This window comes from Legionella gratiana (assembly GCF_001467695.1).
In the GTDB taxonomy this organism is placed as follows: domain Bacteria; phylum Pseudomonadota; class Gammaproteobacteria; order Legionellales; family Legionellaceae; genus Legionella; species Legionella gratiana.
On sequence record NZ_LNYE01000003.1, the window covers coordinates 1 to 14,757 of the forward strand.

The window sequence follows — 14,757 nt, forward strand, 5'->3', positions numbered from 1 at the left end:
GAATGGGAATTTGCAGCCAACATTCAAGTAAATGAAACTAAAAGGGGCATATTTATAGATAGGCTTGCTGTTTCTAATGAACAAGATGTTATTCCCAGATTTTTAAAAATGTATCAGGAGGCTAAGAATTCAGAAATTCGGGATCTACACCAATTAAGCTGTCTCTTGATCCTATCTCATCAAGAGACAGCTGCTTGCGCAGAGGGGGAGGGACTTCTCAATACCGTCGCCTTCCGCAAAAGCGGAAGGTCTAAAAGTAACCAATCTTTGCTCTAAACTAAACTTCACCTTGCAGTCATACGCTTACGAGACCCCCTGCTTACGCAGAGGGTGACGATGCTCTCAATACCGTTTCCTTCTGCAAAAGAAATAATTGGATCCTGTTTTATTTGCGTGAGAGTTTTATTATCTGGATGTGCAACAGCCATTAGTTTTTGTATTGAAAGATTCTGAAATGTCCATCACGCGAGGTTATTTTAGCCACGATTGAGAGGTATATACAGAAGTCTCATAATATTAAACAATCCTTGAGTCCTGCTTTTATTTAGCAAAAATATTTTGGAACTTACTCGAATTATGGTTCCAACCTTGTTACCAGAACCCACGTCTTTTATTACTTCTTTCAGATTACTATCTATAACTGCTTTTGAGGAACTATGTTTTTTAACTTCTTATTTTCCAGTCAAATTCTATGATTTTTGCTTAAGAATTCAATAGAATTATGCTTCGATCAATTAAGAGAAAAGTCATACCAAGTATGAATAAAAACCAATTACTGTTCTCGTCGACAGGGCGATAATAATTTCCTATTCTCCATTTAGAGATAAACTCGATGGACGCAATGTTTTTTCTCTGACCCGACAATATCTCTTTGTTCTAAAATGCCACCACTAAACAATTTATAGATTAAGGCGGCTTCTTAGAGTTTCCAGTGAATCTTTTGCACTTTCGATATCTTTGTCATCTATTGCTTGTGCTAGCATTTCTTATTTTGAGCAATTTATGCTCTATTCCTCTGGAATATCTGCCCGAAATTATTCGAGGTGTTTTTATTATATTGGCTGCTGTAGTCACGGCTGTGTTTGCAAATCACAAGTATCAGAGTGAACAAAGAATACTCCGTCTTCAAAAAATATATTTTGAAGATACTTTGCTAGGCCAAGCAAAATCAATTGAAGGAATGGGGTCACAAACACACAAAAACATGTTACTTACTGAAAATTTATATAATTCAACAATTAATATATTAAACCAACAAAAGGTTGAGCTAGAAACTATAAAAGCCGAATTAATAGCAACATTTGACAATACGTTAACACGTAGTGGATTGGATTTTTTTACTACAGACTTCAAGAAAGAAACCATTATTACAAGATTCAGGAATTAAAAGGAATGTTCTTCCTACTTGAATAAGTCATTTTGAAGTAGATAGTTATCGGTTTTATGCTTTTTTACAAGACCAAATCCTAGTATTGAGAAGGCAAGTAAATAGATTGACCGAATCTAACAAAGAGGATTATTTAAGAGAGACACACAAAATACTAGGGAGCTACATACAACAAAATTATTTCCTAGTTGAGCGACATGTCTTATTGTTTAATTTGTTTCAGAAGTTGTATTGGAGTTTTCATCAGAGGATTATACTTCTCCCTCAAAAATATTTGAGGCATTTAAGAAAAAAAGAATGAAAAAAATACTAGAACTATTCAACATAAGCTATGAGGACACAATAAATAATTTTCAGTCTATTGATATTGGTAATATTAAAAAAGAAGGCGCAATAAGATTAGACGAAAAAATTAAATGTACTCGTGAGAAAATAAGTAAAGAGCTCTATAACAATTAGTAATAATCTGTCTTCATTACGTCTATATGAGATTCGGTGGAAAATTTCTGCGTTTCCGCACAATAATGGAGTGATGCTGAAACTAGATACACATATTGAACTTTGATTTATCTAAATAAACATGCTACCTTGACGAACAAAAATTATTATTATTTTTAATAACTTAAAAATGGATATAAGTTATGTACCACTTAAACAAATATTCCAATACCTTAATCATCACGTATATTGCCGCATTTGTGGTGATGCAAATTGGATCGCAAAGCAGCATTATTGAAGGGCTAGTTAGTTTACCTATTATCTTATTCGTTGTGTTTTGGTCAGAGAGAATTACTGATGCTTTGAAAGATAGTCGTCTTCTTTTAGAGCAAACCTCATTTAAGCGAGACATGTTTCTCATCTCTTATAGTTGTTTAATAGCATTTATTACTGCTTTAATTTTTCAAGTGAATAATGTTGATGCCAAGGGGTGGTGGCCCTTAATTATTATTTTGAGCGGGGTATATGCAATAATAGGGGGCTTGCTTTTTTCTTTATTGGCCTTGTTATTAGATAAAAACCATTCGTTCTACACAAGTATATTTGCAACTACATTTTTTTTAGGATATGTTGTTCTAAGTTTGTTACCCACTTATTTTAATTTAACTTATTTCAGTCAAAATCAATTATTTATCTATTTTATCATTATCCTATTTACTGTCCATTTATTAATTTGCCTCGGGTACCAACTAAGAAAAAGACTTAATTCTTAATTCTTTCTTTTATTTAAAAGGTATATAAGATATGAAAAAAATTCTTTTATTCATGTTGGCTGCTATTTCTTTTGCCAATCAGGTAGAGGCTAGAAAACCTCTTGCTTCGGGTGATGTATTAGGTCGTGATCTTTTAATTCCGGGTGCCGGATGGATTGGGCATGTTGGTCTAGGTACTGGCGATGATGTGGGATATCCCACTCAAATCATAATAGAAGTTTTAAATGAAAATCGAGTAATCCAATTTAATTCCTTCACAAACTTTACTTCTCGCTCAAAATATTGGGGTAGTCGTTCTGGGGTAGGCGATTATTCTACTGGAACTTATAAAGCATTGGCAGAAGGTTACCACCAGAGTTGGTGGTGCCCTACATATAGCTCTTCAACGGCATATATAATTGGTCAAGGAAATCTTCAAAATCGGCGTCCAACTAAATGCGGTATGTGGCGATGCGATACCTTTATAGCATGGGATTTTTACAGTGCTGGCTTCTCGCAGATAATGGATAATAAAATAATGCTGCCCATTAAGGTCTTTTATACCTTTCCCTATGCTAATGGTGATGCATTAAGCCCTAGTAATTCGGAAAATATTACTCAACCACCTCTTATTGATATTAAAGATAAACAATTTAGTGATCTTTCTGCTGATGAGCTAAATAATTTACCTTATGAGAAGTTTGTGGAGCTCGCTGATATTCCTATGAAGGACGAAACTCCAACTCATATTTCAAAGGAATGGGAATTTGCAGCCAACATTCAAGTAAATGAAACTAAAAGGGGCATATTTATAGATAGGCTTGCTGTTTCTAATGAACAAAATGTTATTCCCAGATTTTTAAAAATGTATCAGGAGGCTAAGAGTTCAGAAATTCGTTCTAAACTAATTCAAGGGTTGATGATTTATTATCAAAATCATAGTGATTCCTTAGATAAAAACTATGATGCTGAAGTATTAAGAGAGTTTTATTCGAAGATGCTGTACCAGAATTTGGAGCGCAATGATGCTGATAAAATTATTAGGGGTTATATTGATTTTCATTCTGCTCAACAAATTATTAATAGAAGAAGTCAGATTGAACAGCAAATGGTTGGGATTGAGCCACGGCTCATTTTAGGTTTAAAACTTGAACTTGCCTATAAATCCTTAGAACTGGAGAAAATTTATATACCTGCTGTGATCGAAATGCTTAGAAAATATCAACGCTCTGATTTGGATGGGATGTTCTTTGGTATAACTAAATTATGGCATGAGAGTTTAAAAGATAAGCATTCAATAACGGCGATTAAATCTTATTTGGACTTTACAGAGAAGAAATACGTGAGGTCTAGCGCAAATACAGAGGACTTATATTTTGGAGTTGCTAAAAATTCTTTCAAAGAATTAAAAAATTCCCTGTAACTAATTTATCTAAGAGGCTAATTTGTGTTAAGCAGATGGCATAATGATCTGACTAAATGGTAATCATTACTTATCCTTAAAGTTATGAAAATAGCTATGCTTATTTGATCTAATGAGAACTCTTAGCTGAATCGAGTAAAAATAATGATTTTTTATTTTGTTTGGGGTGAGTTTAGTGGCAATGGAATTCTTATTTTATAAATCTCTCCACCATTTACTAAAATAAACGCCTGTCCCTTAGGTAAGCATAGGTCATCAGAAGTTGAACTAGTCGGCTAATATAAAAAGCAATTGATTGGTATGTTATATGGGGTGTTTCATTTCTTCCAAACAAATAGCTACGATATTGACGTATTTCCAGGCAAAGGCTGCGAATTGTTTTCCTTCACCCTCTGCTGCTATGGCATCGGCGATGCGGGTTGCTACTTCGCTTACTTGATCCTAGTTTTTTAGAGGGTTATAGCGTTCTGATTGGTGGGGGAATCCTAAATGTACGATATTTTGGGCATCTGAGTCGCTTTTTGCATGGTAAAAAACAGCTTGATTAACCCAAAATAACGTATTGCCTGTACTTAACTTATTGCGAGCCATCTTAATATCATTTCGGACTTCCTCGGGTTTTAGACTTGTACCGACTATTCCTTTTTCAAGCTGAGAAAGAGGTGCATCTAAATTGGCATCATGGCTAAATACTACTTGAATGGTATAGATACTTCCTTCGGGCAAAGTATCTAAAAGCGCTCTGCTGGGACTGGGAAGTAAAGATACCATCTTATCTCATTTACTGGTATTTATTATACCTGGAACGTTAGGTTACGTGCTGAAGGTGTAAGTTTTGAAGATAGGCAGGATTTATTGGGCTATCGTTCAGGGCGAATCACAACACACTATTCTTCAGCCGAGTTGCAGAATTTGTATGAGGCGGCAAATAAAGTTTGCTCAAAGAAACAAAGTGGAGTTGTATTAACTTTGATTCGAAAGGGAAGTCATAATAAAATAGATAGAAGTATTCAAAAAGGAAAACTGATAGTTCTTTAATTTTGAAAGCTTCTACTAGGTTACGCAAAAGTCACGCACATGATTTTTGCTAATTTTGGTAAAACGATTGGAACTTATTGATTAAATTCGGGTTCTCATGGTGGCCAGAGGCAGAATCGAACTGCCGACACGAGGATTTTCAGTCCTTTAAAATACCTTTTTAACACCTTTCAACTATTTTTAAATTTCTTTATTATCCCTTTAAAATCAAGTACATTAGAGCATATTTAGATTTTTTAACTTTTATTATGTTTTAAATAATCTGTCTACATGGTGTCTACATGGTGTCTACATGGAATTTAAAACGTAATTTTTTCTAAGGTGTTTTATGGAAAATATCAAAGCTATCAAACTCACCAAAACGGTGGTTGATAAAATCAAACCAGTGGAAGGAAAAGATCAAACGTTTTATCGAGATGAGCAGTTAAAAGGCTTTGCACTTCGGGTGACTTCAAGCGGAGTAAAAAGCTTTGTGGTAGAAACCCGTGTCGCTAATAAGGTGAAACGCATTACCTTGGGTAAATATGGCCAGATAACTGCCGAGGAAGCACGCAAGCAAGCGAAGCATTTATTGGGTCAGATTGCGAAAGGGGATAATCCGATCGCTGAAAAAAAGATAAACAAAATAAAATCGATAACTTTGAAGGAAGCGTTTCATGATTATCTTAAAGCCCGCAAAGACTTGAAGATACTGACTATTAAAGATTATCAATCGATTCTAAAGCAAGTGATTTCTGATTGGTTTGATAAGCCTCTAATGAATATCACAAGAGAAATGATTGCCAAACGTCACGCACAATATGGTCAAACAAACAGTAAAGCACGAGCTAATTATGCCATGCGTGTATTGCGGGCTGTTTTTAACTTTGCAGCACATGAATATCAGCTTGAAGATGGTCAACCCATCATTGCCATTAACCCTGTAGAATATTTGTCTCATACTCGAAGTTGGTACAGAGTAGATCGTAAAAATACCATGATCAAAAGTCACCAGCTGGCAGCATGGCATGAAGGTTTAACAAGACTCGGTGAACAAGAAGATTATTCCCAGGCTATGATGTGGAAAGACTATTTCTTACTGGTTCTCTTCACTGGTTTAAGGAGAACAGAAGCAGCATCCTTATGTTGGAAGGATGTTGATTTTAAAGACAAGACTTTCACTGTACAGGATACCAAAAATAGGGAGGTTCATACTTTGCCTATGTCTGATTTTCTCTATGAATTATTCTTACGAAGAAAACAATTTAAGATGAATGAATTTGTATTCCCGTCACCTAGTAAAACAGGTCATGTCATAGATCCCAGAAAAGCTATGCTCAAAGTGGCCGAATTATCTGGCGTCTCTTTTACTGTTCATGATTTAAGGCGAACCTTTGCTACGACTGCAGAAAGTCTGGATTTACCAGCGTATGCTTTAAAACGACTGTTAAATCATAAAATGAATAATGACGTAACTGCAGGTTATATTATGCGAGATGTGGAACGCTTACGAAAACCGATGCAGAGGATTACTGATTTTTTGATCAGGCAGATGGCCGGTAGTGTAGAAAATATTGTAGCGTTAAATTAAATGTCCAACTTCATGAATCTTTTGAAGAAGGAGAATATTATATTTGACGGACATGATAATTCTTAGTACAATTATAGTACTACTTCCCCTAGGACTTTTCCCCTAGGGCACAGAGCCTCTTCGGAGGCTCTTGTTTTTTCTAGTGTACAATAATGAATAATAAACGCACTACCATATACATTGATGGCTTTAATCTCTATTACGGGTGCTTAAAAAGAACCTCTTATAAATGGTTAGATTTAAAAGCTCTTTTTATAAATCTATTAGAATCATCTCATAATATTCAAAAAATTAAATATTATACTGCTCCAATATCTAGTAGAGACGGGAATGAAGCCTCTCGATTTCGTCAGAAATATTATCTTCAGGCTTTAGAAAGTTATATACCTGAAATCGAAATTTATTATGGCCATTACCTAACTCATGAAGTAAGTGCTAAAGTTGTTAACCCACCACCAGACTTCATTAAAATTTATAAAACTGAGGAAAAAGGCTCGGATGTTAATCTGGCATTACATGTCCTAAATGATGCATGGTTAGATGCTTATGATTGTGCTGTGATTGTTTCAAATGACAGTGACTTAGCGGAATCTCTTCGGTTAGTCAAAAGTCAAACCAATAAATTGATAGGTGTTGTGTTTCCTAATACTGATCATAAAAGAAGACCATCAAGAGAATTAGCTAAATATGCTGACTTTATAAAACCTATCAGGAAAAACGTATTAAAAAACTCACAACTTCCAGATAAAATTCCTGGAACTGAAATACATAAACCTGAAACTTGGTAAGTTAATCAACAACAGTTTTCCGGAGTTCACAATCAGCTAAGACTTAACTCTACTGTTTATTTCTTGTAAGTTACTGAGAGATTTGATTTCTATAACCTGAGAAATCCAGAGAGATAACCCGAGAAATCCAATAGTAAAACCCGAATTATCCAAGATAATAACCCGAAAAATCCACGATGATATTCCGAAAAATCCACGATGATATTCCGAAAAATCCACGATGATATTCCGAAAAATCCATATAGGATATGAGATATTTAAAATTATATTCTTAAATGAATTCTTATGGTTGAGCTTAAAATTTAGATTAAATTTTATTTAAAGCACTTTATAAAAATTAGGTGGGACAATAGGGACAAGTGGGACAGTCGCATAAACGCTAGGTTTAGATGTCCCAATGCAAAAAAATCAATTGGGACACATGGGACAAGTCCTGCCATAAAAATTTTTTTAGTATCATTCAATCTCATTTAATATCAATCAGATCACAAGCCCTGAAAGCGCTTGACACCCTTTTAAATTACACGCAATACTTCTCGTGAGCTGTGCGCTTTTACGGGTCTACGGTACTGTAAAAGTAAAGGAAAATGAAATATCAAGACTTTATCCCTAACAAGGGGAACCGGCCGGACAGTCAACTGGTATTCATCGTGCAGGACGCAAACCGTCGGCATTAAGCTGAATGAATAATCATTTGATGAGGTTCCATATGAATAAAAAAATATCACGTTTACAATTACTTAATGAATTTGAATCTGCACCCAATTCTGCATTGTTTAATCAACAGACTTTGGCGGCTGTTTTGGATTGTTCTACCCAACTTTTGGAACGTAATCGCTGGGAAGGAAAGGGTGTTCCCTATCTTAAAATAGGCCGTAAGGTTTTGTATCGCAAAAGTGACGTATTGTCTTTTCTCCAACAACAGAAAATCTATCGATCTACCTGTGACGAAGGGCAAGTCCTTTCAGTAGCCAACCAATAAAACAGATAGAAATAGATTGTTCAAAGAGAGATAGGGGTTCTATCTTTCTGAACTCTGCTGGAGAAAAGTGATGCAGCAAAAACAAATTATTACGTTAAAAAATAAAATAGAGCCTGTTGTTTGTGAATACGCTGGTGGTTATTTTAAATTAAATGAGCAGGGCGTGTCTTTCCTTGGAAAAGACAAAGACGGTAATCCCATGGCACCCCGCTGGATTTGTTCCCCTTTGTATGTGGTGGCTAAAACGCGAGATGCCAAAAGTGGGGAGTGGGGTCGGTTACTTGAATGGCAGGATGACGATGGGGTCATTCATCAATGGGCAATGCCTTTAGCCTTGTTACAAGGAGATGCCTCTGAAGTTAGAAGAGAATTGGCTAGTCTTGGTTTAACCATTTCACCCCATAAAATTTCCCGGGATTTGCTGACCACTTATTTGCAGGTCTTTCCAGTAGAGGACAGAGCTCGTTGTGTCGAGAAATTGGGTTGGCATGAAAACCTCTTTGTTACTCCCTCACAAATCATTGGACATTCCTGTGAGAAAATTGTTTTTCAAAATAGCCATGCGATTGAATCTGCTATGTCAGTATCGGGTACTGTAGACGATTGGCAAGAATCAATAGGCCGCCTTGCTTCTGGCAATTCCCGGTTGATTTTTGCCATATCCGCTGCTTTTGCTCCTGCTTTGGCAAAAATTGCTGGTGAAGATTCAGGTGGGTTTCACTTCAGAGGCGCTTCTTCTAGTGGTAAAAGTACCGCTTTAAAAGTAGCGGCTTCGGTTTGGGGTAATCCGCAGGCTTATTGCCGATTATGGCGTAGCACCACCAATGGGCTTGAAGGATTAGCTGCTTTGCATAACGATGGCCTGCTGATTTTGGATGAGTTAAGTCAGATGGAGCCTAAAGAAGCAGGGGAGGCGGCTTATTTACTGGCTAATGGTCAAGGCAAAACACGAGCCTCGCGTCATGGAACAGCCAAGCCATCTTCTCGATGGTCCTTATTCTTTCTCTCGGCTGGGGAGGAATCCTTAATGTCTTTGATGGCGAGAGCAGGCCAAAAAACCAATGCAGGACAAGAAATACGGTTAGCGGATATTGAAGCCGATGCGGGATTTAACATGGGACTATTTGAGAAAACTCACAATCAACTCAGCCCAGCGACCATGGCCTTATCCTTAAAGGAATATTCCAGCAAGTATTATGGTGCTGTGGGTATGGCATGGCTGCAACAGGTGGTGACAAACCAACCAAGTATTGCAATTGACATTGCTGATGCAATGCAGGAATTTGTGAACAGTGCTGTCTTACCGGATTCAACAGGGCAAATTATCCGTGTAGCCCGGCGGTTTGCTTTAGTTGCTGTCGCGGGTGAATTAGCCACCCAATACGGATTGACTGGATGGAATGAGGGAGAGTCCACCGATGCCGCGTACAAATGTTACAGAGCATGGCTCGAACATTTTGGCATGGAGGGCAACAAGGAGGACAGGGCGATATTAGCTCAAGTCAGGGCCTTTTTTGAATCTCATGGTGCCAGCCGCTTTGATAATATCAGAACGCCAAACAATGAGCGGATTCAAAATCGTGCCGGATTTTTTTATACCGATGACGCGGGTTTTCGTGTGTATATGGTATTAACGGAAGTCTTTAAAAAAGAGCTGTGTCAGGGATTTGAGTCTAGAACAGTAGTTCGTGTGTTACTGAATGAAGGCTGGTTAAAGCCGGCAACAGATGGAATGCCTACTCATAAGCCAAGAATCAAAGGAGTAGGAACACCCAGGGTCTATGTGTTTACCAATAAAATCTGGGGAGGGGAATAAGACCCTGGAAATTTGTCCCATTATTTTTAAGTGATGGGACAAATTGGGACGGCTCGAACCCAGTGTTTATGCGCTGTCCCGCTTGTCCCAAATGTCCCGCTAATTTTTGAGATATAACCACAGAGTATTCCGCGATTTTATTCCCATCTCATCACGTATCAGCCAACAAGCCTTGTAATTTCCATAGTCAGGTAGAAGGTGAGAGTACATTTGTTTGGCATACAAATAACGCCAGCTTTTGCTACTGGATAAACGGTGCTTGGCTAATGCACTGCGCCAGATGATGCGGATTTCTTCATAAGATTTTAATTGAAGCAGATTACCGTATTGTTTTGTGAGCCAGTTAAAAAGATTGAGTACCGCTTTCTGGTTTTCAGTTCGTATCGGTATGCTTCGGTCGGTGGAATTAAAAGCTATGTCTCGGGTTATCCCGATAGAACATTCACGGACTTGAATACGTGGTTTAATCAGAATCGCTTCTTTGAAAGTGAGTCCAAATTCTGTTTGTAATCCCATAATGACTCGGGCTATTGGGTCGTGAAGTGACTTCAAAATATCAGGTGGGATTGTTTTCTTTCTCTTTTTTCTTGTTTTAGGTCTTGAGAGCTCAAGCGATTGGTTATCGATGTTAGTAACAGGGCAATCGTTCATCTGTAAAAACCGGCGGATAATGGTCATGTATCGCATGATGGTGACTGGATTAATATTCTGTTTTTTCCAGTAGCGTACCAGCTTGTGAACCTGCTCAGATTGCAAAGCCTGCCATGAAGGAGGTGCTTGTCTGATAACAAACAAGTCATCAATCATCTTATGGATGACGTAGGCACGGTGCTTACGATACAGGTATTTGCCTTGCCTATCCTGTTTGATTTGTCGATTAGCGAACTGTCTTAAGGATTGTGTACGCATCTTCCTATCCGCAAAAGTTAATTGAAAAAAAGAATTTGCCCTGTGTATTGTTTAGTGTTGGTCGAGCGGTTCACTCTCTGTTGAAACCCGGCAAAAGCCGTAAAGCTCGAAGAAGGGGGCAAATCAATCGTTATAAGGCAAACGATCTCGCCTGTACTGCTATGGTTTTCTGGTGGTTTTTCTCCTTAATCAAATAAATAAATGCAAGTGATAAAGCAGGGCTTTATCTCTAATCCATGGTCAATTGAAATGACTTAGAGTTCCGAAGAACTCCCTTTACCGAACGGTAAAGGTTCCTGAGGGGTTCCCGACTATACGTCCAGCCACAAGGTTAGGGAATGAGAGTGGCTTAGCATAAGACGCCCAAGCGTTTCATCGGATTTCCACCGATTCATCAGTCATGCTTCATTTAGAAAATAGCAAAGTGCAGATCTGGGGACAAGAGCATTATAAGGAATATTTTGTCCCATCTTATCTGGTGCGTCAGGACAAATGGGGTTTTAAGGTATAGTGTTGGAGGGTTAGTGATGTCGAATATTCCTGCGTCACTGCTGGAAAATGGCAGTGACGCAGGAAAAATTATAAACCTATTGTACCCATGAATTACTAGTTTATGAAATATATCATCCTGTGATGAAGAAGTAGTTTTTTTGAATAAATTCATTTTAATTATCATCAGGAGGATTATTTATTTTCTTTTACGCTAATGATCTTTATGCCTAGACTAGATATCTTAGAATAATCAATTACTAATTTGTCCACATCTATTCTATAAAATCTTTCTGAAAATTCTTTGTATAATTTTTCCTCATCATTTTTTAATTTCCTTCTATAGGGTCGTTTCAAAATAATATAATCAAGCTCATCTCGTTTAGTTTGAAAGTTATCTAATGTGCCTATATATAAATAAATTTCCTTACCTACTTCTATTGTCAATGTAATAATAGCGTCTATATCCTCTTTCTTACTCTCAGCAAATAATGTATTCCAATATGTAACAGGAGTTAAGTATTCATAAAAAATTTCATTGTCAGATAAGTATTTGCCTGTCGTTGCTGAATATAAACTGATCCCCTTTGCCGACTGAAAATTGATCCCCCTACTATAGTTTTCTTCAGGAGAATGAATTCTGGAGGAGGGAATGATTCAATTAGAGGAGTCAAAAATGATTCATATTTTGTACAAGCAGGGATACAGTAAAAAAGCGATTGCTAGAAAATTGGGTATGTCGATAAATACTGTTCGAAAATATCTTAAAAGTGGTTCAGAGCCTTATTACAAAAGGCGTGATAAAAAGCCATTAAAGCTTGACCCCTATAAAGCATATATTCAAAAAAGATTAAAAGATGCAACACCTCATTGGGTACCAGCTACTGTGATTTATCGAGAGATTAAATTGTTTGGTTATGATGGATGCAGCTCTCAATTAAGAGCATATATGCATACTTTAAGGTCAAAAAAAGAAGAGGTTATTGTTCGGTTTGAAACAGAGCCTGGACAGCAGATGCAGGTGGATTGGGCTCAATTCCGAAGAGGAAAGGATAGATTAAGTGCTTTTATTGCAACCATGGGATATTCCAGAGCATCTTATGTAGAGTTTGTCAGCGATGAAACCTTGGAAACGCTTATTGCATGCCATAAAAATGCATTCGAATATTTTGGTGGAGTTCCTTATACGATCCTATATGACAATATGAAAACAGTCATTATTGAACGAAATGGATATGGCCCAAGCCAACATCGATTTCAAGCTGGTTTTTGGGATTTTGCAAAACATACTGGATTTCGTCCTAAAGTGTGTCAACCTTATAGGGCACAAACAAAAGGCAAAGTTGAACGCTTTATTCATTATTTAAAATACAGTTTTTATTTTCCTTTAGTTGGGCAATTGAAGGCACTTGGCTTAAGTTTAGATAAAGAGACAGCCAATATGCATGTTTTAAAATGGCTAAATGAAATTGCTAATCAACGAGTACATGCTACAACAGGAGCAATTCCATTCGAACGACTTCTTGATGAACAAGCAAAACTACAACCATTGTCATCTACCTATTCTGGTAAATTATTTTCTCATTTGGAAAATAAGGAGGTTCACTATTTTGCCTTTCAATTATTAGACAACACTGCAATGCAACATGAATTGTCAATTTATCAGAAACTACTCGAGCGCACAGAGGAGGCTGCATGAATATTCAACATGAGCGTATTTTATCACTATGTGAACGCTTGAATTTATCAGCGATAGCGACAAATTACTCTTATCTAGCTCAAGAGGCAGCAATTCATAATCAAGGATATAGTGATTTTTTAGAAAGTGTATTGACTGTGGAGTTACAGGAAAAACAATATCGAAGTCGAACCCTGCTCACTAAAATGGCTGGTTTTCCAATGATTAAAACAATAGATGATTTTGATTTTAAATTTGCTTCTGGTGTACCAAAAAATAAAATCCGAGAACTGACTTCTTTGGCTTTCATTGAACGACAGGAAAACATTTTATTACTTGGTCCTAGTGGATTAGGCAAGACTCATTTAGCGATTGCTCTGGGTTATTTAGCAGTTCAAGCAAACATTAAAACAAAATTTATTAGCGCAGCAGATTTGATGTTATTGCTTGAAACAGCTCATCGCCAAGGGCGATATAAAGATATTATGCGACGGGTTATTAATAATGCTCGACTGCTCATTATTGATGAAATTGGATATTTACCAATGAACCGAGATCAGGCAAATCATTTCTTCCAAGTTATTGCAAATCGCTATGAAAAAGGTTCTATTATTGCCACCTCCAATCTCGCTTTTGGTCAATGGGACAATACTTTCGCCGGCGATAAAGTATTAACAGCAGCTATGCTCGACAGGTTGCTCCATCATGCTCATGTCATTCAATGCAGAGGCGACAGTTATAGATTAAAAGACAAATTTAAGGCCGGTTTAATTCAAAATCAGAAGGAGGAGCAAAATAATATAACTGATTAATTTTTTTACCAGGAGGGATCAATTTTCATCTGGCAAAAGGATCAATTTTCAATCGGCATTGACATTTGCCAGCAAGAATTGCAATAATGAATGTAGAGAAGTATATGAGTAGAGTTAAAAAATTAATATTTGTATTACCTCTTATGTATTCAAATTCATGATGTAAAGTAGAATTTAGTACTATGGATAGACCATAAAAAATAAGAAGAAGGAAAGTTGTATAAATTATCGCTAGGACTGTGTGTAATGAAATTAACTTATAATCTTCTGCCTTAGAGTACTCTTTAATTCCTTTTAAGTAAAAAGTTGAAAAGCATAGTCCAGGAGCTAATAATAAAATAATAGTTAATGTGCTATTTATCATCTTTTTCTTTTTCAGAAATATTTAATGATTCTTTGAATGAGATGATAAACTCATTATTTTCATGATTCTTAAAACTAAACTGAGTCTTATCTGAAGTATTATCTAAAATATCTGCGTAGAGTTTCTCTGTATCATCTTTATTTTGCAAAATCTTTGATAAATTTTTACTTATAAACGAAGACATTATTTATTCTCCTAAATTCCTAAGTTAATTATAGAAGAAAAAAACAAGTAAGCGAATCGGGACACTAGCTCAACAAGATGTAGCTTAGTTTTAGAATATCGTTGGATAAATTAAAGGGATAAATTAA

12 protein-coding genes, 1 tRNA gene and 2 pseudogenes are annotated in these 14,757 nt (G+C 36.5%); 11 read left to right on the top strand and 4 right to left on the bottom strand.

Features of this window, described 5'->3' with window-relative positions:
- From Lgra_RS18155 to Lgra_RS00820, 4 genes are all read left to right on the top strand, one after another.
- The coding region (locus Lgra_RS18155; protein WP_058497415.1) for a hypothetical protein at positions 1-276 on the top strand (276 nt) is incomplete at its 5' end.
- Between the two features lie 781 nt (positions 277-1,057).
- Positions 1,058-1,387, top strand: coding sequence for a hypothetical protein (locus Lgra_RS00810; RefSeq protein WP_131743542.1), 330 nt, complete (start codon positions 1,058-1,060; stop codon positions 1,385-1,387).
- A 641-nt stretch (positions 1,388-2,028) separates the two neighbouring features.
- Entirely contained in the window at positions 2,029-2,598 is a 570-nt protein-coding gene (locus Lgra_RS18160) for a hypothetical protein (protein ID WP_238584317.1), read from the top strand.
- 31 nt (positions 2,599-2,629) lie between these two features.
- On the top strand, positions 2,630-4,000 hold the full coding sequence (locus tag Lgra_RS00820) for a hypothetical protein (RefSeq protein ID WP_058497417.1): 1,371 nt from the start codon (positions 2,630-2,632) through the stop codon (positions 3,998-4,000).
- A gap of 244 nt (positions 4,001-4,244) precedes the next feature.
- Here the strand turns inward: Lgra_RS00820 and Lgra_RS18650 are convergent.
- A pseudogene (locus Lgra_RS18650) lies at positions 4,245-4,756 on the bottom strand (TraC family protein); the annotation flags it as partial.
- Positions 4,757-4,795: 39 nt separating this feature from the next.
- On the opposite strand from Lgra_RS18650, the pseudogene Lgra_RS18170 reads away from it, so the two are divergent.
- A pseudogene (locus Lgra_RS18170) lies at positions 4,796-5,038 on the top strand (site-specific integrase); the annotation flags it as partial.
- 98 nt (positions 5,039-5,136) lie between these two features.
- On the opposite strand, the gene Lgra_RS00830 reads toward Lgra_RS18170, so the two are convergent.
- A tRNA-Phe gene (locus Lgra_RS00830) sits at positions 5,137-5,203 on the bottom strand.
- A 163-nt stretch (positions 5,204-5,366) separates the two neighbouring features.
- Here Lgra_RS00830 and Lgra_RS00835 point away from each other — a divergent pair.
- The 4 genes from Lgra_RS00835 (at position 5,367) to Lgra_RS00850 (ending at position 10,194) form a co-directional block, all read left to right on the top strand.
- Positions 5,367-6,608 (top strand): tyrosine-type recombinase/integrase, encoded by a 1,242-nt coding sequence (locus Lgra_RS00835; protein ID WP_011946833.1) that lies wholly within the window; start codon positions 5,367-5,369, stop codon positions 6,606-6,608.
- A gap of 152 nt (positions 6,609-6,760) precedes the next feature.
- The gene (locus Lgra_RS00840; RefSeq protein ID WP_011946832.1) at positions 6,761-7,396 is read left to right on the top strand and encodes an NYN domain-containing protein; all 636 of its coding nucleotides are present in this window, start codon (positions 6,761-6,763) and stop codon (positions 7,394-7,396) included.
- Positions 7,397-8,105: 709 nt separating this feature from the next.
- Entirely contained in the window at positions 8,106-8,378 is a 273-nt protein-coding gene (locus tag Lgra_RS00845; RefSeq protein WP_011946831.1) for a helix-turn-helix domain-containing protein, read from the top strand.
- 70 nt (positions 8,379-8,448) lie between these two features.
- Entirely contained in the window at positions 8,449-10,194 is a 1,746-nt protein-coding gene (locus Lgra_RS00850; RefSeq protein ID WP_011946830.1) for a DUF927 domain-containing protein, read from the top strand.
- A gap of 99 nt (positions 10,195-10,293) precedes the next feature.
- Here the strand turns inward: Lgra_RS00850 and Lgra_RS00855 are convergent, their stop codons facing one another.
- Positions 10,294-11,103: an integrase gene (locus Lgra_RS00855; protein WP_011946829.1), complete on the bottom strand. Its 810-nt coding sequence runs from the start codon at positions 11,101-11,103 to the stop codon at positions 10,294-10,296.
- Positions 11,104-12,244: 1,141 nt separating this feature from the next.
- On the opposite strand from Lgra_RS00855, the gene istA reads away from it, so the two are divergent.
- Together istA and istB are read left to right on the top strand one after the other, a co-directional pair.
- Positions 12,245-13,291, top strand: a complete 1,047-nt coding sequence (gene istA / locus Lgra_RS00865) for an IS21-like element ISLpn12 family transposase (protein ID WP_011946827.1) — start codon at positions 12,245-12,247, stop codon at positions 13,289-13,291.
- Positions 13,288-14,082 carry an IS21-like element ISLpn12 family helper ATPase IstB gene (istB, locus tag Lgra_RS00870; protein WP_011946826.1) on the top strand — a complete coding sequence of 265 codons (795 nt, stop codon included), beginning with the start codon at positions 13,288-13,290 and terminating at the stop codon, positions 14,080-14,082. Before istA ends, istB begins: the two co-directional genes overlap by 4 nt.
- A 353-nt stretch (positions 14,083-14,435) precedes the next feature.
- Here the strand turns inward: istB and Lgra_RS00880 are convergent, their stop codons facing one another.
- Positions 14,436-14,630 carry a hypothetical protein gene (locus Lgra_RS00880; RefSeq protein WP_011946824.1) on the bottom strand — a complete coding sequence of 65 codons (195 nt, stop codon included), beginning with the start codon at positions 14,628-14,630 and terminating at the stop codon, positions 14,436-14,438.
- Positions 14,631-14,757 lie beyond the last annotated feature (127 nt).